General features: G+C 53.8%; 17 protein-coding genes. 14 read left to right on the top strand and 3 right to left on the bottom strand.

Annotated features, from left to right (window positions below):
• The first annotated feature begins 248 nt into the window (after positions 1-248).
• The 8 genes from FP815_04610 to FP815_04575 all read left to right on the top strand — a co-directional run bounded on the left by FP815_04610 (position 249) and on the right by FP815_04575 (position 9,512).
• A complete protein-coding gene (locus FP815_04610) occupies positions 249-899 on the top strand; it encodes a phosphatidylserine decarboxylase family protein (GenBank protein ID MBA3014220.1) in 651 nt (216 codons plus the stop codon).
• Between the two features lie 144 nt (positions 900-1,043).
• A complete protein-coding gene (locus tag FP815_04605; protein ID MBA3014219.1) occupies positions 1,044-2,588 on the top strand; it encodes a 2-isopropylmalate synthase in 1,545 nt (514 codons plus the stop codon).
• Between the two features lie 109 nt (positions 2,589-2,697).
• Positions 2,698-3,726 carry an aspartate-semialdehyde dehydrogenase gene (locus tag FP815_04600; GenBank protein MBA3014218.1) on the top strand — a complete coding sequence of 343 codons (1,029 nt, stop codon included), beginning with the start codon at positions 2,698-2,700 and terminating at the stop codon, positions 3,724-3,726.
• Position 3,727: 1 nt separating this feature from the next.
• Positions 3,728-4,318: a 16S rRNA (guanine(966)-N(2))-methyltransferase RsmD gene (rsmD, locus tag FP815_04595; protein MBA3014217.1), complete on the top strand. Its 591-nt coding sequence runs from the start codon at positions 3,728-3,730 to the stop codon at positions 4,316-4,318.
• A 37-nt stretch (positions 4,319-4,355) separates the two neighbouring features.
• Entirely contained in the window at positions 4,356-4,877 is a 522-nt protein-coding gene (gene coaD, locus FP815_04590; protein ID MBA3014216.1) for a pantetheine-phosphate adenylyltransferase, read from the top strand.
• A gap of 11 nt (positions 4,878-4,888) precedes the next feature.
• Entirely contained in the window at positions 4,889-5,326 is a 438-nt protein-coding gene (locus FP815_04585) for a Rieske (2Fe-2S) protein (protein MBA3014215.1), read from the top strand.
• Between the two features lie 38 nt (positions 5,327-5,364).
• Positions 5,365-7,950, top strand: a complete 2,586-nt coding sequence (gene hrpB / locus FP815_04580; GenBank protein ID MBA3014214.1) for an ATP-dependent helicase HrpB — start codon at positions 5,365-5,367, stop codon at positions 7,948-7,950.
• Positions 7,951-8,165: 215 nt separating this feature from the next.
• A complete protein-coding gene (locus FP815_04575; GenBank protein ID MBA3014213.1) occupies positions 8,166-9,512 on the top strand; it encodes a cytochrome C in 1,347 nt (448 codons plus the stop codon).
• A gap of 26 nt (positions 9,513-9,538) precedes the next feature.
• On the opposite strand, the gene FP815_04570 is transcribed toward FP815_04575, so the two are convergent.
• A complete protein-coding gene (locus FP815_04570) occupies positions 9,539-10,612 on the bottom strand; it encodes an acyltransferase (GenBank protein ID MBA3014212.1) in 1,074 nt (357 codons plus the stop codon).
• Positions 10,613-10,992: 380 nt separating this feature from the next.
• Between FP815_04570 and FP815_04565 the strand changes: the two genes are divergently transcribed.
• Positions 10,993-12,753, top strand: a complete 1,761-nt coding sequence (locus FP815_04565; GenBank protein ID MBA3014211.1) for an LTA synthase family protein — start codon at positions 10,993-10,995, stop codon at positions 12,751-12,753.
• A 12-nt stretch (positions 12,754-12,765) separates the two neighbouring features.
• On the opposite strand, the gene FP815_04560 is transcribed toward FP815_04565, so the two are convergent.
• Together FP815_04560 and FP815_04555 are read right to left on the bottom strand one after the other, a co-directional pair.
• The gene (locus tag FP815_04560) at positions 12,766-14,877 is read right to left on the bottom strand and encodes a sulfatase-like hydrolase/transferase (GenBank protein MBA3014210.1); all 2,112 of its coding nucleotides are present in this window, start codon (positions 14,875-14,877) and stop codon (positions 12,766-12,768) included.
• Between the two features lie 47 nt (positions 14,878-14,924).
• The gene (locus FP815_04555; GenBank protein ID MBA3014209.1) at positions 14,925-16,121 is read right to left on the bottom strand and encodes a hypothetical protein; all 1,197 of its coding nucleotides are present in this window, start codon (positions 16,119-16,121) and stop codon (positions 14,925-14,927) included.
• Positions 16,122-16,844: 723 nt separating this feature from the next.
• On the opposite strand from FP815_04555, the gene FP815_04550 reads away from it, so the two are divergent.
• The 5 genes from FP815_04550 to yfcD are packed head-to-tail and all read left to right on the top strand — an operon-like array spanning position 16,845 to position 24,141.
• The gene (locus tag FP815_04550; protein ID MBA3014208.1) at positions 16,845-19,472 is read left to right on the top strand and encodes a glycosyltransferase; all 2,628 of its coding nucleotides are present in this window, start codon (positions 16,845-16,847) and stop codon (positions 19,470-19,472) included.
• Positions 19,473-19,498: 26 nt separating this feature from the next.
• The gene (locus FP815_04545) at positions 19,499-20,248 is read left to right on the top strand and encodes a hypothetical protein (GenBank protein ID MBA3014207.1); all 750 of its coding nucleotides are present in this window, start codon (positions 19,499-19,501) and stop codon (positions 20,246-20,248) included.
• A complete protein-coding gene (locus tag FP815_04540; protein ID MBA3014206.1) occupies positions 20,223-21,701 on the top strand; it encodes a RimK family protein in 1,479 nt (492 codons plus the stop codon). The genes FP815_04545 and FP815_04540 overlap by 26 nt, the downstream gene beginning before the upstream one ends.
• Positions 21,695-22,924, top strand: coding sequence for a glutamate--cysteine ligase (locus tag FP815_04535; GenBank protein MBA3014205.1), 1,230 nt, complete (start codon positions 21,695-21,697; stop codon positions 22,922-22,924). Before FP815_04540 ends, FP815_04535 begins: the two co-directional genes overlap by 7 nt.
• Positions 22,921-24,141, top strand: a complete 1,221-nt coding sequence (yfcD, locus tag FP815_04530) for an NUDIX hydrolase YfcD (GenBank protein MBA3014204.1) — start codon at positions 22,921-22,923, stop codon at positions 24,139-24,141. Before FP815_04535 ends, yfcD begins: the two co-directional genes overlap by 4 nt.
• Positions 24,142-24,183 lie beyond the last annotated feature (42 nt).

The raw sequence follows: 24,183 nt of genomic DNA, 5'->3' as shown, positions 1-24,183 counted from the left end.
GCATTCAGGAGATTGTCAGAACAGGGGCGGTTGCAATGACCAGGGCAGCCAAATAAGCACATTAATCCTGCCAAATTTTCAACATACCCCCCAAAGCACTACTTCTCCAGGTAGTGCTTTGTTTTTTCTGTCAACAAAGTAACTGCTGCATCGCAGATGAGCGCAGACTTCGAAAAGTTCGATCTCCTGGGTTGCAAAGCACTGTTGCTTAACCATCACACCTTGTTGCGAGTCTATCAAGTAACCTTATGAAATCAATACGCATTCCAGTTGCGAATGAGGGCGTTCCATTCATCCTGTTTGCCGCCTTTGCCACAGTAATCATGGCCCTGCTCAATCAGCAAGTTGCGACTTTGACCGGCCTGGCAGTCACCGCCTTTGTCCTCTATTTTTTCCGTGACCCCTCTCGAATTGTTCCCAATGACGACTTGGCGCTGATATCCCCGGCAGACGGGCGAATCATCGTGATTGACCCCAAAGTTCACGATGATCGTTTCCTGATGGCAGATGTCCAGAAAATCAGCATTTTTATGAACGTTTTTGATGTCCACGTCAACCGGACACCAATCACGGGAACTGTTGAGCAGATCATATACTCTTCCGGAAAATTTTACTCCGCCGACTCGATGCGGGCCGGCCTGGAGAACGAAACCTGCGCATTAATCCTTAGCACCATTGGTAATCGTCGACTAGCCTGTGTCCAGATGGCCGGCCTGATTGCCCGACGAATCGTTTGCTGGGCTGAAAAAGGAGATACTTTAACCAAAGGGTCACGTTTTGGCATGATCCGCTTTGGCTCCAGGGTAGATCTTTACCTTCCCGCAGAACTCCGCATTGAAGTAAAAAATGGCCAGAGGGTAAAAGCTGGAGAAACAATTCTCGGACGATTCCCCCTATAGGAACAGAGCGCCCTGCTGATTCCTTTTTTTCCAGTAACCATACGGTCCGTTTTGCAAGTCAACGGCCAAACAGACACAGTTATCAAACTCACCCCTTAGCGGGGCATTAATACATCCCAGTCACTAGCTGGGGGAGGAACAACCATGAGCGCTTTTGACCAGCCCCTGGGTCATGACAAGATCTTCATTTTTGACACGACCCTCCGCGATGGAGAACAATCACCAGGCGCCAGCATGAACATGCAGGAAAAATTTCGCCTGGCCCAGCAATTTGTCAAACTCAACATCGATATCATTGAAGCCGGATTTCCGATTGCGTCTAAAGGAGATTTTAGTTGCGTTAAAAACATCGCCGATAATATTCGTGGCATCCAGGTCGCAGCGCTCGCCCGTTGCAATCAACGCGATATCGACACAGCATGGGAATCGCTGAAGAACGGAGAAAACCCAAGAATTCATACCTTTCTGGCCACCTCTGACATTCACCTGCGCTACAAACTCAAAATGAGCCGGGATCAAGTGATGGAACTGGCTGTGGCCTCGGTTAAGCACGCCGCCAAGTACACCTCAAATGTCGAGTTCTCCGCCGAAGATGCCTCGCGCAGCGATCTTGACTTTGTCTGCTCTGTCTTTGAGGCTGTCATCCAGGCTGGAGCCCGAGTCCTGAACTTTCCCGACACCACCGGTTACGCCGTGCCCGATGAATTCGGCGCCAAGATCGCGTACCTGATGAATAATATCCCCAGCATCCACAAAGCGATCATCAGCGTGCACTGTCATAATGACCTCGGCCTTGCAGTCGCCAACTCACTAGCCGCTGTAAAAGCAGGCGCCCGTCAGATTGAATGCACCATCAACGGACTTGGTGAACGAGCAGGCAACACCGCTCTCGAAGAGGTGGTTATGGCCATCCGTACCCGAGCCGACCAGATGAACGTCCGAACCGATATCGTCACCGAGCATATCCACCCCACAAGTCGCATGGCCAGCACCATCACCGGAATTATGGTCCAACCAAACAAAGCCATCGTCGGGGCCAACGCCTTTGCCCATGAGTCCGGAATCCATCAGGACGGGATGCTCAAGGAACGCAGCACCTACGAGATCATGAACCCCTGTGACATCGGTCTCTCCAAAGGCACCCTGGTCCTGGGAAAACACTCCGGTCGTCACGCATTAAAAGACCGCATCACCTCAATGGGATACACCCTTAAGGACGACGAGCTGGACCGAGTCTTCACCCGCTTCAAAGCCGTCGCCGACCTCAAAAAAGATATGTTTGACGAAGACCTGGAGGCAATCATGATGGATGAGATCTTCCGAGTCCCAGAGTCGTATGAGCTTCTATCACTTGGCGCGATGAGCGGCAGTAAGACCCTGCCGACCTCGGCGGTGCTGATGAGGGTCAACGGAGAAGAGGTCAAAGGTGCGGCCCTCGGGGTTGGCCCTATTGACGCCACCTTCCGAGCCATCGCCAACCTTACCGGCACCCAGAGTAAATTACTCTATTTCGCCGTGAGTTCCATCACCGGCGGCACCGATGCCCAAGGGGAGGTCATGGTTCGAATCGAGGGCGATAACGGCAAGGTAGTGTTGGGCCAGGGCGCTGATCCTGATATCGTCACCGCCGCGGCCAAAGCCTACCTCAACGGACTCAATCGCCTTGAATATCTAAAGCTCAAAGGATGACAATTAATCTGTAGTCTTTTTAAATGAAGGTGTCACAACTCACATTCAAACACCATCGGACGAGAGTCTACTCATCGACATAATATCTATTTTTTTGGAGTAAAGGACAATGGCAGCAAAGAAGACAACATTTAATATTGCGGTGGCCGGCGCCACCGGCGCTGTTGGCGGGGCAATGCTGGAAACCCTGGCTCGACGTCAGTTCCCTATTAACGAATTGAGACTGCTGGCTTCGGCACGGTCGGTCGGTAAAAAATTTACCTTTCAGGGCAAAGAGATCGAGGTCCAGGAGATGACAAAGGATTCCTTCGCCGGAATTGACATCGCTCTTTTTTCCGCCGGGGGCTCACGCTCTCTTGAATTTACACCCGCAGCAGCAGCCGCAGGCGCAGTAGTGGTTGACAACTCCAGCGCCTTCCGCATGGACCAAGAAATTCCTCTGGTTGTTCCTGAGGTCAACCCTCACGCCATTGCTCAATATACCAAACGCGGTATCATTGCCAATCCGAACTGCTCAACCATCCAAATGCTGGTGGCCTTGAAACCCATTTACGATGCCGTCGGCATCAAACGCATCGTGGTTTCAACCTACCAGGCGGTCTCAGGGACCGGAGCCAAAGCCATCGAGGAGCTAGAGCAACAGGTTAAAGACTGGGTGGCAGGTAACGCCATCACCAATAATGTCTATCCTCACCAGATCGCCTTCAACTGCCTGCCCCAGATTGACAGCTTCATTGACAATGGCTACACCAAGGAAGAGATGAAGATGGTCAACGAAACCGTCAAGATCTTTGAAGACCCTGAAGTTAAGGTTACAGCAACCACGGTTCGAGTGCCGGTATTCTATGGCCACTCGGAGTCTGTCAATATTGAGACCAGAAGAAAAATTACCGCAGCTGAAGTCAAGGCCCTGCTCGCCAAGGCTCCAGGAGTAAAACTGGTTGATGATCCGGCAAACTCGGTCTATCCGCTGGCTATTGATTGCGCAGGCAAATTCGAAACCCTGGTCGGTCGCATCCGCGAAGATGAGACCATCGACAATGGCATCAACATGTGGGTAGTAGCGGACAATATCTTAAAAGGCGCCGCCTTAAACGCTGTCCAGATTGCCGAAGTCCTGATCAAGGACTACCTATAATTTGCGAATCATCGCCGGACAAGCCAAGGGGCGTCGGCTAGCAGCTCCAGGTGAACGGAGCGGCAAGACCATCCGCCCCACCGCCGACCGGGCACGAGAGGCTCTATTCAGTATCCTGGGCTGGGATTTGATGCGTGAGGCAGCAGTCCTTGACCTTTTTGCCGGGACTGGGGCTCTGGGCCTTGAGGCATTAAGTCGCGGGGCAAACAAGGCGGTCTTTGTCGACAACAACCCATTAGCCATTGATCTGATTCTGCAAAATATTACAATTTGTGGTTTTGCTGACCGATCCCATGTTGCCCATCATAACCTGATGAAGGGCCTTGCCTTTTGGACGAAGAACCGCCTACAGCCTCAACCATTCGATATTATCTTTATCGATCCACCTTACAAACAAGGCACAGGTAGCCACCTCCTGCCCTTACTCCTTGAACACGGGCTGGTCAGTGAAGCAGGGGTAGTCATTGTCGAAGACGATAGCTCTGAAACACTGCCGGAGGCCTTTGGCAAACTGAGGCTGTATGATCATCGGACCTATGGAGACACCGGTTTCTGGCTCTATGAAAACCAATACACCAACGAACTTCCTTGACACCTCCTCAAAACACACCCCCAAGAAGGACTAACCAATGACAGCCTATGAGCCATTTCTGGCCGAAAAAACGGCTGACCGGGTAGCTGTGTATCCTGGCACCTTCGACCCGATCACCATGGGACACCTCGACATCATTCAGCGGGCTCTGCACCTCTTTGACCGGGTGATCGTGGCGGTGGCAAAAAACCCCACCAAGACTCCAACCTTCACTATTGACGAACGATTGCAGATGATCCGCAACTGTTTTCCCGACGACGACCCGCGAATCGAAGTTGCTTCAGTTGAAGGCCTGTTGGTTGATTATGCCTACCGGCGAGGGGCCAAAGCCCTCGTCCGTGGGATGCGCGCGGTCTCCGATTTCGAGTTCGAGTTCCAATTAGCACTAATGAACCGCCGCCTTGAACGGGAAGTGGAGACGGTCTTCTTGATGACCGCCTTTCGCTGGATCTACATCAGCTCAAGCATTATCAAGGACGTCGCCCGGCATGGCGGTGATGTCAGCGGCCTGGTCCCAGACCACGTCTGTGAACAACTGCGCGAAAAATTTATGAAATAGCGCCAAAATCCATGCCCCAGCCCCCCCCAGTCACCTCCGGGTCAAAGATCTTTGCAACTTCACGTCGGCGTTTTCTGCGCCAAGGACTCGGTTGGCTGATCCTCACCGCCATGACCTATCCCCTGTTCCGCTTCCTGAATTTTCGTCTGCCCAAAAAACCCATTCAGATCAAGATCGACAAAGACTTAAGTCTACGGGGATTTGCCATAGAGCGTGACTTCATTCTCTTTCGTGGCGAGGATACGGCGTGGGCCGTCTCCCGCCGCTGCACCCATCTGGGCTGCACCCTCTCGTACGATGAAACCGCCCACCAGTTAGTCTGCCCCTGTCATCACAGCCGCTTCGACACCGAGGGTAAACGCCTGGCAGGTCCAGCTCAACGTGACTTGAGCATCTATCCCGTCGAAAAAGCGCCAGAGGGCAGTAAAGGCTATATCGTCACCCTCTAAACCCCGAGGACGAATCAACTCCTCCACCCGGCCCAACCATGCCCCAAAAACTCCCCATCCTCTCCTGCCTGCCACAATTGTTTGCGGCGCTTGAGCACAATCAGACAGTAATCCTCGCCGCCCCACCCGGTTCCGGCAAGACCACTGGCGTCCCCCTGGCCCTACTAGGAGCAAAGTGGCTCGGCGACGAATCCATCCTGATCCTCGAACCCCGCCGTCTTGCCGCCCGCATGGCAGCATCCCGCATGGCTGAAATGCTGAATGAAGCGGTCGGACAAACCATAGGCTACCGGGTCCGTTTCGACAGCCAAGTCTCGGCTGCGACCCGTATCGAGGTGGTCACCGAGGGAATCCTTACCCGCCGCCTACAGAGTGACCCGGAACTTACCGGGGTCAAACTTGTTGTCTTCGATGAATTTCACGAACGAAGCATCCACGCAGACCTGGCCTTGTCCCTGTGCCTCGACGTCATCGACAGCCTGCGCAACGACCTGAAAGTTCTGATCATGTCTGCTACCCTGGACATCGAAGGGCTAACCACCTTTTTACATAATCCGGCAATAGTTACAGGAGCAGGCCAGTCCTACCCGGTCACAGTCCACTACCGGCCCACTCATGGTCCACTCCGCCGCGGCCAGACATCCGGGCCTGGGAACGAATACAGCATCCATCGCCTGCTTGATGCCGTAACCGCAGCCATCTATCACGCCATCGAAAACGAACATGGCGATATCCTGGCCTTCCTCCCCGGCACAGAAGAGATCCGCCGTTGCACCGCCCACATCAAGGAAGAGTTGAAACACAACGCCATCAATATCCTCCCTCTCTCCGGCGACCTGCCCAAAACCGTGCAAGACCAAACCGTTCGCTATCTCCCTGGCGGTGAGCGTCGATTAATCCTCTCGACCGCCATCGCCGAGACCAGTCTGACCATCGAAGGCGTGCGGGTGGTGATCGATTCCGGATGGAGCCGAATCTCTCGCTTTGATCCCAACAGCGGCTTGTCCAAACTCGTCACTGTCCGCGTCTCACAAGCAGCAGCGGAACAGCGGCGGGGCCGGGCCGGACGTGTATGTGAAGGGATCTGCTACCGACTGTGGAATGAGAGTGAAAATAGCACTCTGCCCACCCATGGCCGCCCGGAGATCCTTGATGCCGACCTCGCCCCCCTGACCCTTGACCTCGCAGCCTGGGGAGTCGCCTCGCCGACATCCCTACGCTGGCTTGACCCGCCACCTTCTGGCCATTATGCTGCGGCAGCAGACCTGCTGATCCTTTTGGACGGTCTAGACAACCAAAGACGAATCACTCCTTTAGGACACCGAATGTCTCGACTGCCGGTCCACCCGCGTTTGGCCCGAATGATCCTTGCCGCCGGCAACTCGGTGTCTATGGCCTGTGATATCGCCGCCCTGCTCACCGAACGGGACATTCTCCCAAGAAACCGCTCAATATCAACAATGACGCCTCGGTCAATTGACATCGACACCAGAATACAGGCCTTGGCCACCTTCAGGCTACGAGACAAAACGACCGCACTAGCGCTTGGTGCAGACCTCGGGGCCTGCGCCAGGGTCGATGCGGCGGCAAAACAACTGCATCGTCTGCTTCCCGATCCTCAACGACCAAACCGTCAACCTAATGATCACACCACTGCCGGGGAACTTCTCACCTTAGCCTATCCCGACCGAATTGCTCAACTTCGACCCGGCGGTCATACTCACTACCGGCTAGCAACTGGCCGCGGGGTGCGTTTACCGGAAGACGACTCCCTCTGCGGTAGCCCGTATCTGGTCGCCGCAACCCTGGATGCCGGTCAAACCGAGGGACGGGTCTATCTAGCGGCACAAGTAAGCATTGATGCTATCAGGCAGCGCTTGAACGATCACATCACCACTGACGATGCGGTCTACTGGGATGTCGCGCAAGAGGCCGTGGTAAGCTGCCATCAAGAACGCCTACTGTCTCTGGTACTCGACGAGCGCCCCTTATCATCTTCTCCCCGTGAGGCTACCCGTTCGGCCCTGAGCGAAGGGATCAGAAAACTGGGGCTCTCAGTCCTGCCCTGGACCAAAGAGGCGATTACCTTCCGGGCCAGAGTCGAATCTCTGCGCTACTGGCAGCCAGACCAAGGATGGCCTAACCTGTCTGACGACACCCTGATCGCTGACCTCTACTGGCTCAGCCCCTACCTTGACCACATGAGCCGCAAGCAACATCTGGCCCGACTGAATCTTTTGACGATATTCCAAGGATTACTCGACTGGAATCAACTCCAGCGACTAAACGCCGAGGCCCCCACCCATATCGAAGCCCCCAGCGGCTCTCGTCTGCCCTTGCGATACATCCCCGGCGAAGCGCCGATCTTGGCCGTCCGCCTCCAGGAGATGTTCGGACTCTCTGAAACACCGAAAGTAGCCAGGGGACAGATTGCGGTAACTCTCCACTTGCTCTCTCCTGCCCAGCGACCGATCCAGATCACTCAAGACCTGAGTGGCTTCTGGAACACCACCTACCCCGAGGTCAAGAAAGAACTGAAAGGCCGCTACCCCAAACACGTCTGGCCAGATGACCCATGGGAGGCAAAAGCCACTGCCCGAGCACAACCGAGAAAAAAATCATAACGTTATCTTTGACAGAACTCACGGGGAAAAATTTGACTTCAACAATAATTCTATATATCATTTACCCAATGTCATACTTCACAGTAAGAGCCGGAAAGGAGCGATCAGCATTGCACACGCCATATCGTGACAGCCCCTAAACTCACCTAGCGCGCAACTCAATGCGCGGTGAACTAACAATAGCTTAAATCATTAAATTTCCCAGAGACCCTCTTATGCAATCACTTTTCTCTCCTCGTCCAGTTTTTGTCTCCTTGATTTGCTGCTTACTGATCTTACTGGGGAGGGGTGGCATTGAGGCTCAGGCCGGCGGCTGCGCCAATGGCAGCTGTCATGCCAACATCATCGGGTTTGCCAAACTGCACAACCCGGTAGAATCCGGAGAGTGTGAGGCGTGTCATCTGGCCAAGGAGGAGGATGTCGCCCGACACCAAGCTAAACCGGCCAGCTTCAAGGCCTTCCACCTCCCTGAATCAAAGGGACCCTTCTGCTATGAGTGTCATGACAAAGTAAATAATGGCAGCGCGATTCACCCCCCGGTCCAGGAAGGAGAGTGCTTGGCCTGCCATTCACCTCACGGCGGCGCCAATAAAGTCTTCCTCAAAAGTAAACAGGTGTCCGAACTCTGCTTTGAGTGTCACGAAACCGCTGAGATGACCAAGACCTTCCAACACAGTCCAGTGGCCGATGGTGAATGCACGGCCTGTCACAATCCTCACTCGTCAAACAATAAATCCTTACTGAAGACCCCGGCTAACACTCTCTGTTTTGACTGCCATGATGACAAGAAGGAACTTCTGAGCAAACCGGTCGTACACCCACCGCTTCAGGATGAAGGCTGCCTGGCCTGTCATGCCCCTCACAGCTCAACAGCAAAATCCCTGTTAAAAAACGACTCGCAAGCCGAACTCTGTTTCGAGTGTCATCAAGAGATCAATCCTGAATTGGTCAAGATGGCCAAAAGTGCAAAGTATCCACATACACCGGTCTCCGACGAGCCCTGTACGGCCTGCCATGATCCCCATGCCAGCGAATCGGCCAAACTACTTTCGGACAAACCCCAGACCATCTGTTTAGACTGTCATGAAGAGATAAAAAAAGAACTTACCAACACTGTTTCAATACATGACCCGGTGAAAACTCAAGGCTGCACTGTCTGCCATGAAGTCCATGGTTCAACAAGACCAAAACTGCTAACCCAAAAATTCTCGGACAAATTCTCCAGTCGATACCAAGAAGATCTTTATCAACTCTGTTTCGGCTGCCACAACAAAACGATGATGGCCAACCAACGTGCCACTAAGGAAGAGACCCAATTCAGAGATGGCGATACCAATCTCCACTACTCGCATGTTGTCAAACCAACCAATGGCAGAAGCTGCAAAGTCTGTCATGAACCGCATGGCGCGCGCCAGAAAAAACTCATCAAACAATCCGTTGCTTTTGGCAAAGGCGCGATGATGATCAAGATCAAATATACCAAAACCGCCACTGGTGGCACTTGTGTGGTGGCCTGTCACAGGCCGAGAGATTATGATCGAAAACATCCTGCGAGCAAATAAGGTTGCCCCGCCCCGGACTACGCCAACTATCTCCCTCCAGTGATAAGATTGAGAGCCTGTGGACAGATAGTGGCCAGTCCCCGGTGTAACAAAACAAGCGCCACCACTACCATCAACGGAATTACCAGGTAGAGCAACAGCATAGTGTAGGGACCGGTCAACGGCACATATTGATAGGCCAGCGTCCGTACAATCCCCAGCAGCGGTTCATGGGCTGCATACACGAAAAAACTGGTACCACCGAGCGTGATTATAAAATTACTCAAACCTTCATGACGAGCTACCAACTTGGTGGCATAGAGAGTCGCAACAACCTCGATAATCAGCCCGGTACGATGAAGGTAAATATTGAACCAGGCCGAGTTCCAGATGGTATCGGCCACCATGATCGGTAGAGAGGCAAACAGAGCTAGAGGCCCAAACCGATCAAGGGCGAACAGGCTTTTCCCCTTGATGCCCAAAAACGCCCCACCGGAAAAAAACAACACTCCCACCGCACCCGGAGCAATAACTGGCCAGCTTTCAGTAACCCAACAAAGATACATCACCCCAAAAAACGGCAGGGCGGCAAATCGTAACACAACGACGATGACAGGCGCCAGCAGAGCCAAAAATATAAGATCGCGGATGAACCACATATGATAAGCGATGGGGTATCTGGTGAGGCCCAGCATGGCATCAAGATACGAAAAGGCATTATGGGTCGCTGCCAAAGGGGCTCCCTCAGGGAAATAGGGCTGGACCGCCGGGAGGGTCTGGCTCAGCACAACAATGGTCAGCACGACTAAATTCCAAAGAAAAAAAGGGATGAACAAGCTCCGAAATCTGGTTCTGAGCTTGTGTAGGTATACCTGTCGCGACCACTTGAAATAGGTGAAAAAGAGATAACCTGCCAGTAAAAAAAAGATGGGCACCGCTATCCGCGCGAGACACTGTGAGATCAAGACCCTAATAAAGTTAGTCACAGCATTGGTGTCGGATCTACCGAGAGTCACACCGGCGAATGCAATGGTCGTGTTATAGGCATGGATATAGAGAATCCCGATTATCGGGGGAAAACGAAGCAGCTTAATCCGTCGTGACGAATCATGGTCTATCATATGGTCTTGATCCACTCAACTATAGGGTAATATATGCTGCCAAAGATTGCCGTACGACCGTTTCCTCTGAAACTATACACATCCAAACCGACACACCAGAAAGAGATTGATTTCCATGATGGATTCGGCTAACCTTTTTACGCTTTCCTTTAAGATCATCACTGGTCACACATAAAAAGAGAGGGAGCGAAATAACGAGTCACTCTAAATGCCGGCTCTAGCAGTCTCGATGTCGATTCTTTGCAGACGCCATCTCCTTCACTAACCGCCAATCCGAATCTTTCCCCCTGAAATGCGATTACCTATCATCATCGCCCTCTTCCGGGATTATTCTCCCGTACTTCTAACTCACTTCACCAAACATTAGCACACCAGCAACGATGAATGATTTTTCCACAACAATTGCGCTCAATGCACGCCTCATTCAAGGCAAAGCCGCGTACCTGTTTATCAACCGCTATACCGCCTTTCTCCTGGGCGTGTTCATCTACTCTCTACTGGCCAAGTCCTTGGGAAGTCTGCGTGGCCTGGTGTTTATTAACAGGGAAGGAGACCTCGCCCTGAGCAAGCAGTATCTTGAATTGGCCTGTCTAGTCTACCTCTACTGCTACTGCAATATGATTTTACGGCCATCCCGCTGGCAACCGTTGCTGGCGGCCATCCCGATCCTGCTCGCTTATGTAGGACAGGATCTCTATTACCTGATGTACAGTAATGTCCTTCGCCTTTCCGAGCAGGCCGAACTCCCGGAACTGCTCAAGGTGCTGACACTTAAGCATATCGCGCTGCTGATCACTACCGTAGCTGCCCCCTTAAGTTTCTTTCTCTGGTTTATTAATTACCGGAGGTTTTGGCCTATTATGGTAGGAGCTTTGCCCATTACCTTACTGATCGGTGTGGCCGAATTCTATCCGGAACACTACACAACTACGTATCGAAAGATCGGACGGGAAATCGTTTTCTGGTCGGATGCGGTCAGCGCGGAAAACAACGGCCGCTTTATGATGCTGCTGTACAGGGAGGCGGAACGCAAGATTGCCCAGGCCAAAACCAAAGCCTTCCGGGATCGTCCCCAGTACGACCGGCAGGCCCAGCAACTAGCCACCTGGATACACACCAACAGCAACAATCGCAATGTGCATCTAGTGGTTCTGGAAGGTTTTATCGACCCAACCCTGTTTAAAAACGCCAAGTATACCAAGGACCCCTTCCACCCGAGTTTCAAGAAACTAGCAGGCAACAAAATGGGATTTTCCATTTCTCCGGTTGTCGGCGGCAAAACATCCCAGGCGGAATTCGAAGTGCTGTGCGGTGTCCCCGCCTTTGAAGAATTGACCGGGGTGGAATTCAATGGGTTCACCGGGGCACAGGCCTATTGTCTGCCAGGACAGTTGCGGCTTGCCGGCTATCAAACGATAGCCTCAAACGCCTATAATCCAAGTTTCTTCAACACGCCCAATGCCTATCAGGGCATTGGTTTTGACGAAATATATTTCCCCCGCGAATATGTCAACGGCAGTGACACGTATCTGTCGCGCGGCGACACCAAAGACGAGATGGAATATATGTTTGACAGTGAGTTATTCTCTCAGAACCTGGAATTTATTACCCCATTGCTCCTGGATAAGGACAGACCGCCGCTGTTTAACTATGTCTTGACCGTCTACGGCCATTTCCCACATCTATTGAACGAACAGAAACGGCCTCCGGTGTTAAAAATGCTCTCCCCTTTCAAAGACCCGCAGTTGGAACGAGCAGCCAACCAGATCTTTTACCGCTCCAAAGCGGTTGCCGATTACGTCAGCCAACTGATTGAACTTGATGAACAGAGCTTAATCATTCTGATCAGCGACCATATCCCTCCTGGACAGTTTGGCCGCAAGAGTTATAAGAAACTGCACTATCTCGACAATACGGACGAGAGCCTCCAGATGAACCGCATCCTGATCATCGAAGACGGCAAAGCAAAAAAACATGCCACCATCCATCATTACGATGTACCAGCCATGGTGATGAACTATGTCACCAATGGGGCATACTGCCAGGAACACACCTGCGGCTTTGTGGAAAACAAGCTCCTCGACGACCGGATGGCTCGACATGACGATTATCTGCGGCTAATGGCCCATGCCTCCGAGTAACGCCACGCCACTTCAGTTTTCAATGGTAACGTCAAACCTCTCCATCTGAATGCTCGCGCCCTTGCCCTCCCCCAGGAGATGAAAGGAAAAAGACTGACGGGCCTCCTGGTTGTCAAAGGAGAAATCAAGCTTTCCTTCCTCCTGGGCGTGGAGGAGAGGAAAACCGGGATGCTGAATGCTTTTGATGGTCCCCTCCCACTGTTTAAATCCTAGCCTAAGCTGCACCCCCTCCGCAGGCGCCTGAATCACCTTCACTCTAATTGAAACACGCACCGTGGAATCGGCCGGAAAATCGAGATATTGCGCACCCACCAGATTGTCGGACCACTCATTCTTGATCTTCTCAGGCAGGTGACGAATCTCTCCACTGGCGAACTTCAGCACCCGTACCCCCTGTTGGGGAATAAGCTTGTGGTCCAGAGTTGCGGCGATGAGAAAGATCGGATTCCTCCTCCCCTCCTTATCCCGCAGAAACTCAGCCGGTGGCGGCCCCAACAGACTGTCTGCCTTACCCACCCGGCAACGGCCATCGTCAGAACACTCATAACGAAAGTTGTCAACCGTGTGCCAGCGACGCTTGGAGGCGGTGTAGGAGACCATCTCCCTCGGCGTGGCGTAGTCACGAAAAAGACTTCGGCCGACCACTCCCCGTGGGATTGGCAGCCCCAGGTAATCAAGGATGGAGACTTCGGTGTCCACCAAACCATACCCCCCCTGTTTAAGGCGCGGGAGCGCTCTTGCCTCCGGGGCAAGGACGATCCCTACCACCCAACTGCTGACCCAATCGGCCAGTTCCGAGCCATGAGACTCGTCGGAGGTGATGATGACCACTGTGTCCTTGAGTACCCCATCCTGGCGCAGACCTTCGATAAATTCGGCTACTGCCTGATCCAGCAGGTCCACGGTGGCAGCCCGACGGTCAGGATAGTTGGCAACGATATCGTCAGGCACGGCGTACGGTTGGTGGGTACCGACCGTCAGCAGAGTCAACATCCAGGGCCGATCCTTCTTCTGAAGGCCGGCGATATAGTCCCGTGCGCCACGAAAGAAAACCGAGTCGATCACCCCCCATTCAAAGGGATAAGGGTTGGCCTCCTGAAACCACTCATTGCCATGGACCTCTTGGAATCCAACCAAGGGCATGAAGCGGTCCTTGCCCATAAAGGAGAGCCCGGCCCCTTGCAGATAGTGGGTATCCCAACCATGCTCGGCCATTTGAGCGGGCAGACACTCCTTGGCCCGATCCAGGTTGCCGGTCAACTCCACCGCCTTGGGCGTATCCCAGGATTGTTTGCTGAAGTCGCCGCACAGCAAGGCGTAGAGGCCACGGATGGTCTGATGGCTATGGGCGGTGAAGTCGGGGATCAGCATAGCCCCTTGAGTGCTCTCAGCCAGCCGGTCCATGGAGACCTTGTAGGAATCAACCCCCATGGCCTTGCTGATTTCAGGATAATAGAGGCCCGGGATCCCCTCAAGGGTAATGATCAGGACATTCTTGGCCGTTCCCTTGACCAGCAAGGGAGCGCCATCGAGATCGAACTGATTCAGTCCTTGGGGAAGATGGTAGTCAGCCAGATCCTCGGCGGTAAATGGCGACGGCGTAATAAAGGCATCGATAATAAACCAGTGCACGGCATTGTGGCGAGCGACCACGCTCTGATCATCGTTCTGGAGGCTCAAGTGATTATGGAACAGCAGGACGGCAATGCCTGAAACAAGAAGAGGGAAGGCATATCGCCATTTTGGTCTGGCCAAGGGCAGGAAAAAGACCAGCAGGGCGGAAAGAGACATCGCCCAGACCAGGGCGGGTGACGAGAGGTTAAAATTGGCCGTGGTATTCTTGACAAAATCGGCATTGGCCAGGTAGTGCAGGTCTTGCCAAGAAGGCAGACGACTCATTGCCGTCACCAACTCCCCCGCGCCGATCACAAAGCCAGTCCAGATCAATGCCAGAACCACCCGCAGCCAACGGGGGATCCAGAGAAGCAGAACAAAGAGCAGGATGCCCACTCCGCCATCTGACAAGAGCCCGATGAATTCTCCGCCACCCTTGTGCGCGAAGCGCCAAATGAGCGGAGTCATGGTCAGAACACCGAGGGAGATGAGGGCAAGTATCAATTGCATGGGAGCGGACTCCAGCCGACTGAAAAGAGTAAGGCTTTCTAGAAAGATCAGGGTTCGGTAAAAAGCTTCCGCACCACCCCTGGGAGATCCCCTTTCGGAATCAGCCGGTTTTCCTCGCCCACCTCATAAATGCCGAACCACTCTTCGGGATCGCCCGGCTCATGCTGATTCTCGTCATCAGGAGCCCAGCCAATCTTCCACCACTCGTCCTGAAATTCAAAAAAGACCAGCCCGCTGAAATGTTCACGAAGGCGCGCGGTACGGATATCCTTCCAGACCGAGCGGAACACCTTGGCGACCCTATCCGGCTTGTGGCCCCCATAATCAATCACCTCTGGCCTAGGCATGATGGGGGAAGTCGACAGCCCCACCTGGGTCACCAATATCGGCAAGGTGGTCGTTGCCGCCAGCTCCTCCAGATAGCCCTGAAAGCTGGTCCCCGTAACCGAACCGGGCGGTGAACTCATCACTCCATGGGCATAGGTGTACACATTCATGCAGATGATATCACCCATATCCGGCACCAGCACATGCTCGCGCGCGATATCCAAGTCGGGACGGTTGGCAATAGGACCGATATGGGTCCAACTGGTGTGAGTATAGAGATGGCGCTGGCCGTAACGCGTCAACTCATAGTCCATGGCTTCGTCGATGAGGCGTGCCAAAGCGACCTCACTGGGACTGCGTCCCGTGACGGTCAGATGCTTGCCCTTATAATCACGCACCTGGGGATGGAGCATATTGGTGCGTTCCACCGTGGCGGCCTGCAACTCATCGCCAATGGAGAACAGCACCAAACGCTCCGGCCGACCGACTGCGTAAGTATGATCAATGACCTGCTTGATGTTGGTGAGGGTGGTGGCCAAATATTTCTCATCCAGGATATCAGGAGCGAAAGGGTCGATCCAAATGTCCTGACCATACACCAAATCGGTTGCGTCGAGAGCGGCAAAGAAATTGGCCGGCATCCGCAAGGGAAAAACATGGAGGTAATTCACCCCCATCTCCTTGAGCAGGGAGAGGTGCCCCGGATAACGCCCATCGTTGCCCGGCCCTGCGCCTTGTTGCGGGGTTTCACCCTTCAGATAAGGCGAGTACCCCATGCCACGGAAAAAGACCGGCTTATCGCTCACCTGATCGACAATCTGACTCCCCTGAACAACGAAACGGCGCGGCTGGGGGGTATTGAGGTGAATTAGGGCCGTTTTGCCGGAGGCCTGTGCATAGCTGGCAAACAAGCACATCGCCCAGGAAAGGAGTAATACTGATAATCTGGTAATCATAGGGGTATTATTGAGGAAATTTCTAAGGAAATCTACAACCTGACATTGGGCTAAGGTAGAGATAGGGAGAAGCAAATCATTAGCCGACCACCTCTGAGATGTCAATGGCTTTCCGACATACTGTGGTTTGATCTGGATATGTCCAGATCAAACCACAGTATAAACATTCAAAATAAATGAGCACAGATTTATTTTTTTCAGCATTAGTTCGATTAGTAAAGTGCCTCGACGACTACGTTCCAAGCGTTCCCATCTCGCTGGCAAGGGAGAACAGGAAGAAGCGGCGTAATACAAGTTCGTTTCAGAGTTCCTGCTTTACTTGACAACACCCCCTGATAACGATATATAATATTTTTTCTGACTATGAAGTTTCGGTTGAGCTATTATGTTTCATGGCAGCTTAACCGACAGACCATTTGGGTCAGATAGTGGAGGGCTCCTTCACGACAGATGCGTTACTCACCCAACCCGAAACCGCAACATTTATCTACTTTCCATCTCACCCCTCGATTCCAACGACGAACCTTGCCGACGCGTGTCTCCCCCCATCTCCGGCAATGCTATTATTGAATCCCTTGCCATGTCACTCCAAAGAAGACGTGTTTTTCTTAAATCAACCACACTCTACGGCGTACCCGCCTTGGGGAAGCCATACAACCACATCAAACACACATGCGTAACCCTATGAAAATACAGCTCAACCTGACTAACCTCCTGGTGGCAGCAGCCTTTGCCGTGGTCACCTTTTCGGTGTGGGGCCTCACCAATCGGCCTCTGCAGGAGCCACCATGGCCAACATCGGTGGTCGGAATGTCCTTCTCACCCATTCGCCCAGGGAACAATCCAAACAAAGGACTATTCCCCACCCGGGAAGAGATTGAACAGGATATCGCCCTATTGGACGGCAAGGTGAAGAATCTCCGCACTTACGACATCATCGGCACCTTAGCTGACATCCCGGAACTGGCCAGCAAGCACGATGTCAAGATCACCTTAGGAGTCTGGATCACCCATGACTTGGCCAAAAATGAGGAACGGATCAAGAAAATGATTGATATTGCCAACGCCTATCCCGACAAGGTCACCCGGGTAATGGTCGGCAATGAGACTATCCTCACCGGCGAACTTAATGCGGAAGAGGTTGGCAACTACATCGACCGAGTCAAATCCCAGGTTTCGGTGCCGGTCAGCACCGGCGAACCGTGGCATGTCTGGATTGCCAATCCCGAACTCGGCGATCATGCCGACTTCATCTCCATCCACCTCCTGCCTTATTGGGAGGGAATCGGCCTCGACAACGCAATCGGTTACATAAAAAACTGCTATCAGATTGTCAAAGATACCTTTCCCAATAGTCCGATTTTAATTGCCGAGGTTGGCTGGCCCAGCAACGGGCGCCCCAGAAACCAGGCCATTGCCAGCGAGGCCAACGAAGCTTCATTTTTACGCCGTTTCCTGGCTCTGGCCGAAAAAGAGAATTACGACTACTTCATCATGGAGGCCTTCGACCAGACCTGGAAAGCTGACAACGAAGGCTCTGTCGGCGCTTATTGGGGAGTGTACAACATCTTCCGCACCCCCAAATTCAACTTCACCCAAGCGGTCGTCAAAATCCCTCAGTGGCGGATACTCGCTGCCATCTCCATCGCGGTGGCCATTGCCACCCTGTGGATGCTTTTAATCGACAGCTCCACCCTACGCAGTCGAGGCCGCAGCTTCCTGGCCGCCATCGCCAACGGCATCGGAGTCGGGCTGGTATGGGCCGGCTACGATTACGCCAACCAGTACCTTACCCCAATGGCTGTTATCGTCGGCATCATTCTGGCCTTTGGCTATCTCGGCATCACCCTGGTCCTCCTGGCCGAAGCCCATGAGATGGCCGAGGCCTCGTGGTCCACCAAACGAAGACGCCCCTTTTCTCTTGCCACCCATGTGCCAGGGCCGGACGGAAAAGCCTTCCTCCCCAAGGTCTCCGTACACGTTCCCGCCTATAATGAACCCCCGGAGATGCTGAATGAGACACTAGATGCCCTGTCACGACTTGAATACACCAATTTTGAAGTCGTGGTCATGGACAATAACACCAAGGATCCGGCAGTCTGGCAACCGGTAGAGGCCCATTGCGCTAAGTTGGGGCCACGCTTCCGCTTCTTCCATGTCGATCCCTTAGCCGGATACAAGGCTGGGGCCTTGAATTTTGCCCTCGCCAATACCGCCCCTGACGCCGAGATCATCGCCGTCATTGACAGTGATTACCAGGTCAGCCCAAACTGGCTCAAGGACCTGATCCCCCACTTCGCCAACCCGAACATCGGCTTTGTCCAAGCGCCCCAGGACTATCGCGATGGTGACGAAAGCGTCTTCAAGACCATGTGCAAAGCCGAGTACGAAGGATTTTTCCATATCGGCATGGTCACCCGTAATGATCGTAACGCCATCATCGAGCATGGAACCATGACCATGGTCAGAAAATCCGTGCTCTTGGCGGTGGACGCTTGGGCAGAGTGGTGCATTACTGAAGATGCGGAACTCGGCCTGAAGATCTTCGAACATGGGTATGAGGGCGCCTATGTCGAAGAGAGCTACGGTAAAGGCCTGATGCCCGACACCTTCCTCGACTACAAGAAACAGCGCGCCCGTTGGGCCTATGGCGCGATTCAAATCATAAAACGCCATTATCGGGAACTGTTCGGCAGCGTGGAGACCAAACTCGACCGAGGTCAACGCTATCATTTTCTGGCTGGCTGGCTGCCGTGGATAGCCGACGGCATCAACCTCTTCTACACCTTTGCCGCCATCATCTGGTCAGGCGCGATGATCATCGACCCCCTCCATGTTGATCCTCCGCTTGCCTTCTTCATGCTGCCGCCGATCCTGCTCTTTGTCTTTAAACTGGTTAAGCTGGCCTATCTCTACCGCTTCCACATGCGGACCTCGATAAAATTAACCATGGCCGCAGCCCTAACCGGTCTCGCCCTTTCTCACACCATTGCCAAGGCCGTGCTCACCGGTTTTGTTACCAAGAACCTGCCCTTCTTTCGGACTCCGAAATGTGAAGACAGCCCGGCTGTGGTTCGGGCCTTGGCTGCGGTCACCGAAGAGATCGTGATCGCCGTCGCCCTCTGGATCGGAGTTTTGGGCATCTTATTCCGTCAGGGTGAGGACAGGCAGAGCTTAACACTCTGGGCGACTGTACTCTTCATTCAATCACTTCCCTACTTGGCAGCAATCGTAGTCTCCCTGATCACGACTCTGCCACCGCAGGAGAAAAAAAACATCGCGACTGAGCCGACAATACCCTCGACCACCTAAGATATAACGGCTAACCCTACGAAACGATGAAATCAGACCTCAAGCTTTCCATCCTGCCCCAACCGAATGACACCACCTGCGGCCCGACCTGCCTGCATGCCGTGTATCACTATTTTGGAGACATCGTGGATCTTGACGAAGTCATCAATGAGGTCACCACCCTTGGCACCGGAGGCACACTCGCCGTTTACCTGGCCTGTCATGCCTTGCGACGAGGATATAGCGCCAGCCTCTTTACCTATAATCTCCATTTTTTTGATCCGACATGGTTCACTCTGCCACTCCACGATCTGCGGGCCAAACTCCTGGCTCAAGCCACCTTAAAAAAGGACGACGACCGTCTTCTTGCCGTGGCTCGCGGCTATATCGACTTCCTCGCCCTCGGCGGCATGCTTCACTTTGAGGATTTGAGCCGTAGCCTGATCCGCACCCCATTGCGGAAATCCCTGCCAATCATCACCGGCTTAAGCTCGACCTACCTCTACCGTGCCATGCGGGAGTATGGGCCTCACGGCCAGGACGACGACCTGCGAGGAGAACCGACCGGGCATTTTGTGGTCCTCTCCGGCTACGACACCGATGAGCGGACCATCGATGTCGCCGATCCGTACCACAAAAATCCGGTCTCATCCGACCATCATTACAGTATCCACATCGACCGGGTCATCAGCGCCATTCTCCTTGGCGTCCTGACCCATGACGCTAATTTCCTCATCCTTCAACCGCCAAAACACCTTAAGAAGGCCCATCGTGCTAACTCTCATCGTTGTCAATGACCCCAGCGACTGGCCCCTGGAAATTGAAGGGATCGAACTGGTCGCGGCCCGCTCCTATCTGACCGACCCCTCCTTTGCCAAGCTGAAAAGCGCCAAGGTCTTCAACCTCTGCCGGTACTACCGCTACCAAACCACCGGCTATTACGTCTCGCTCCTGGCCGCCGCCCGTGGCCACAAGCCCCTGCCCGACATCACCACCATTCAGGACTTTAAGAGCCAGACCATTATTCGCATCGTCTCCGATGAGGCGGACCAACTCATCCAGAAGAGCCTGTCCCATATTCGTTCCAAGGACTTCACGTTAAGCGTTTACTTCGGCCATAACGTAGCCAAGCAGCACGACCGCTTAAGCCAGCACCTGTTCCGCCAATTCCAAGCGCCTTTCTTTCGTGCCTTTTTTGTCCACAACGACAAGAACGCCAAGTGGTATCTGCAGCACATCACCCCCATCCCCACCAGCGAGATCCCGCCTGAACACCATGATTTCGTGGTGACTGTCGCCCGCGAATACTTCATGGGCCGCCGCCGGATCGTCAAGCGCCGGGCCCAGAACCGCTACGACCTTGCCATCCTCCAAGATCCCAAGGACCCGGAACCACCATCAGGAGAACGGGCTCTGCATCACTTTGCCCAAGCGGCATCATCGTTAGGCATGGATGCCGAGTTCATTGACAAGAACGATTACGGTCGCCTGGCTGAATTTGATGCCCTCTTCATCAGAGAGACCACCAGCGTCAATCATCATACCTACCGCTTCGCTCGCCGTGCTTTAGCCAAGAAGATGGTGGTGGTCGATGACCCTGAATCGATCCTCAAATGCACCAACAAGGTCTTCCAGGCCGAAGTCCTGGAACGCAACAAGATCCTGATCCCCAAAACGGTAATCGTTCATAAGGATACCACCGAAGTGGTTGAGCGCTTAGGCTTGCCCTGTATCCTGAAACAGCCGGACTCGTCATTCTCGCAAGGCGTGGTCAAGGTGGAGACCCCTGAAGAACTCAGATCCCAAGTGGCTAAACTGCTGACCAAATCGGACCTCATCATTGCCCAGGAGTTCCTACCCACCTCCTTTGACTGGCGGGTCGGCATCTTCGACCGCCAGCCGCTGTTCGTCTGCAAGTATTTCATGGCCAAGAAACACTGGCAGATCATCAAACGGGACGATAGCGGAACCAAAACTGCTGACGGCACCTACGCCACCATGCCGGTGGAACACGCCCCGGACCAACTGATCCGCACCGCGCTCAAAGCCGCTAATCTCATTGGTGACGGCTTGTACGGTGTTGACATCAAAGAGGTGGGAAAAAAATTCTATGTCATCGAGATCAATGACAACCCCAACATTGACGCCGGAGTCGAAGACGCTATCCTTAAAGAGGAACTCTACCTCAGGATCATGCGGGTCTTTCTGCGGCGCATCGAACACCGCAATGATCGGGGAGGGACATGGTAACTCCTGAAACTCCCCACATTTTTGCAGGTTTCGGCATCGAACTCGAATATATGATTGTGCATCAGGACACGCTCGATGTCCTACCCATCGCCGATCAACTGCTAACTGCTGCGGCAGGTGAGTTGACCAACGACGTGGAACGGGGCGCCTTCGAGTGGTCAAACGAACTGGCCCTGCACGTGATCGAGATGAAGACCGCAGGCCCGGCAGTAAATCTTGCAGGCCTTGCCCTCGGGCTCCAAGGAGAAGTGACAGCCATGAACCGCCTGCTGGCGCCGATGAATGCCACACTCCTGCCATCCGCCATGCACCCGTGGATGGACCCCTACCGAGAGACCAAGCTCTGGCCCCATGGCTACCGGGCAGTGTACAAGGCTTACAACCGCATCTTCAACTGCCAGGGACATGGCTGGTCGAACCTCCAATCCGTCCACCTCAACCTGGCCTTTAACGGTGATGATGAATTTGGCAGGCTGCACGCCGCCATCCGCCTCCTCTTGCCTATCCTGCCCGCCTTGGCCGCCAGTTCTCCCTTTGTTGAAGGTCGGGCCACCGGCCTGCTAGACAACCGACTTGAGTTTTACCGTCACAACCAGCAACGCATCCCCTCGCTCACCGGGGCGATAATCCCGGAGACGGTGTACACGCGCCATCAATACGAGGAGACCATTCTTCAACGAAATTACCGAGATATTGCACCCCACGACCCTGATGGCATCCTCCAGAACGAGTGGCTGAACTCCCGAGGGGCCATCGCTCGCTTTGAGCGCTCAGCCATCGAAATCCGAACCCTCGACATCCAGGAGTGCCCGGCCGCAGATCTGGCGATCATCACTGCCATCGTCTTTGTGCTACGCGCCCTGGCAGCTGAACGCTGGAACTCCTTTGAAACACAAAAAGCAGTGCCGGTTACGCCCCTTTCAGATATCCTGCTCACCACCATCCGTGATGCCGATCAGGCTCGGATCAAGAACGCTGACTACCTCCGTCTCTTCGGCATCAATGCCCCTACAATAACCGCAGGCGAACTATGGCAGCATCTGGCCGAAGAAACCGTGCCTGCCGAAATCGACACCAGGGTCGCGCTCGACCACCTTCTGACACACGGACCACTGGCCCGCCGCATACTGAAAGCGGCAGGCGAAAACCCTGACCGCGCGAGCCTCTCCACTCTCTACGAGCAGCTCCGCAACTGCCTGGCCAAGGGCGAAATGTTCGCATGATCCGACCGTTTATTGTCATCAGCTGCGAACATGGCGGCAACATAGTACCTGCGCCATACACCTCGCTTTTTATCGGGCAGGAAGAGGTACTTGATAGCCATCGCGGCTCTGACCTTGGCGCCCTGCAAGTAGCTGAAATACTAGCATCAGCACTGCGCGCCCCACTCTTTTTCACCACCACCAGCAGGCTGTTGATTGACACCAACAGATCTCCGAGCCACAAAGACCTTTTTTCCAACTTCAGCCGCACCCTGCACCCTATGGAACGGGAGAGAGTCATTCAAAAGCACTATCTCCCCCACCGCGAACTGGTCAATACCGTAATCGGTACTGCTCTAGAGCAAAGAGAGCAGGTTATCCATCTGGCCATCCACAGCTTCACCCCGGTACTTGGCAACACGATAAGAAAAACCGATCTCGGCCTGCTTTACGACAGCCGACGACCTAAAGAACAGGAAGTGTGTCACCGTTGGCAACATGCCTTAACCGCACGCCGCCCTGATCTATGTATCCACCGTAACGCCCCCTACCGCGGAGCAAGCGACGGCCTGGCCACCACGCTGCGAAAACATCACACCCAAAACAATTATCTAGGGATTGAAGTGGAGATCAACCAGAAGCTTCTCTCTTCTGTGTCGGAACAACATGAGATCGCCACCCTGCTTTGGCACACACTGCTGTCCTGCCTCAACATCCCACAACCAAAGCCAAGCACCGCCTCCAGAGACGAAATTGTGGCCATTGTCGACGAAGAGAACCAGGTCACCGGCCAAGCCCCCCGCTCTGAGATGCGCCGCCACCGACTCATTCATCGAGCGTGTTATATTCTGGTCACTAATCACTACGGGGAGATCTTCGTCCAGAAACGTACTCCCACTAAGGATATCTATCCCGGATATTTCGATATCGCTGCCGGCGGAGTAGTCCTTGCCGGAGAAACCTACGAGGAATCGGCGCAGCGTGAGCTGGCCGAGGAGCTAGGGATCAACGGAGATATGGAACACCTTATCGATACCTACTTCGCTGACGAAGGAAACAAGGTATGGGGCCGAGTCTTCCGCTGCCGCCACGAAGGACCGTTCATCCTGCAAGAAACGGAGGTGGAAAGCGGTAAGTTCATGACCACGAAGGCCATCATGGCAGAGACAGGCGGCAAATTCACCCCGGACGGGCTGGCCATCCTTGCTACCCTGAAGTGTGAAAAGCTGAAGGAGTAAAGCCGTGGCGGAGAGTTACTGTCCACTCTCAGGGTAAGCATA

The sequence above is a fragment of the Desulfobulbaceae bacterium genome (assembly GCA_013792005.1).
Taxonomy (GTDB): domain Bacteria; phylum Desulfobacterota; class Desulfobulbia; order Desulfobulbales; family VMSU01; genus VMSU01.
This window is presented reverse-complemented; position numbering and strand designations above follow the sequence as displayed.

Excerpts from the sequence above, each read along its gene's own strand:
- FP815_04570 (MBA3014212.1), bottom strand. The coding sequence starts at position 10,612 with ATGATAGACCATGATTCGTCACGACGGATTAAGCTGCTTCGTTTTCCC.
- FP815_04585 (MBA3014215.1), top strand. The coding sequence starts at position 4,889 with ATGCCCCAGCCCCCCCCAGTCACCTCCGGGTCAAAGATCTTTGCAACT.
- FP815_04560 (MBA3014210.1), bottom strand. The coding sequence starts at position 14,877 with ATGCAATTGATACTTGCCCTCATCTCCCTCGGTGTTCTGACCATGACT.
- coaD (MBA3014216.1), top strand. The coding sequence starts at position 4,356 with ATGACAGCCTATGAGCCATTTCTGGCCGAAAAAACGGCTGACCGGGTA.
- FP815_04610 (MBA3014220.1), top strand. The coding sequence starts at position 249 with ATGAAATCAATACGCATTCCAGTTGCGAATGAGGGCGTTCCATTCATC.
- FP815_04550 (MBA3014208.1), top strand. The coding sequence starts at position 16,845 with ATGAAAATACAGCTCAACCTGACTAACCTCCTGGTGGCAGCAGCCTTT.
- yfcD (MBA3014204.1), top strand. The coding sequence starts at position 22,921 with ATGATCCGACCGTTTATTGTCATCAGCTGCGAACATGGCGGCAACATA.
- FP815_04555 (MBA3014209.1), bottom strand. The coding sequence starts at position 16,121 with ATGTGCTTGTTTGCCAGCTATGCACAGGCCTCCGGCAAAACGGCCCTA.
- FP815_04600 (MBA3014218.1), top strand. The coding sequence starts at position 2,698 with ATGGCAGCAAAGAAGACAACATTTAATATTGCGGTGGCCGGCGCCACC.
- FP815_04565 (MBA3014211.1), top strand. The coding sequence starts at position 10,993 with ATGAATGATTTTTCCACAACAATTGCGCTCAATGCACGCCTCATTCAA.
- FP815_04535 (MBA3014205.1), top strand. The coding sequence starts at position 21,695 with ATGGTAACTCCTGAAACTCCCCACATTTTTGCAGGTTTCGGCATCGAA.
- FP815_04575 (MBA3014213.1), top strand. The coding sequence starts at position 8,166 with ATGCAATCACTTTTCTCTCCTCGTCCAGTTTTTGTCTCCTTGATTTGC.
- FP815_04545 (MBA3014207.1), top strand. The coding sequence starts at position 19,499 with ATGAAATCAGACCTCAAGCTTTCCATCCTGCCCCAACCGAATGACACC.
- hrpB (MBA3014214.1), top strand. The coding sequence starts at position 5,365 with ATGCCCCAAAAACTCCCCATCCTCTCCTGCCTGCCACAATTGTTTGCG.
- FP815_04605 (MBA3014219.1), top strand. The coding sequence starts at position 1,044 with ATGAGCGCTTTTGACCAGCCCCTGGGTCATGACAAGATCTTCATTTTT.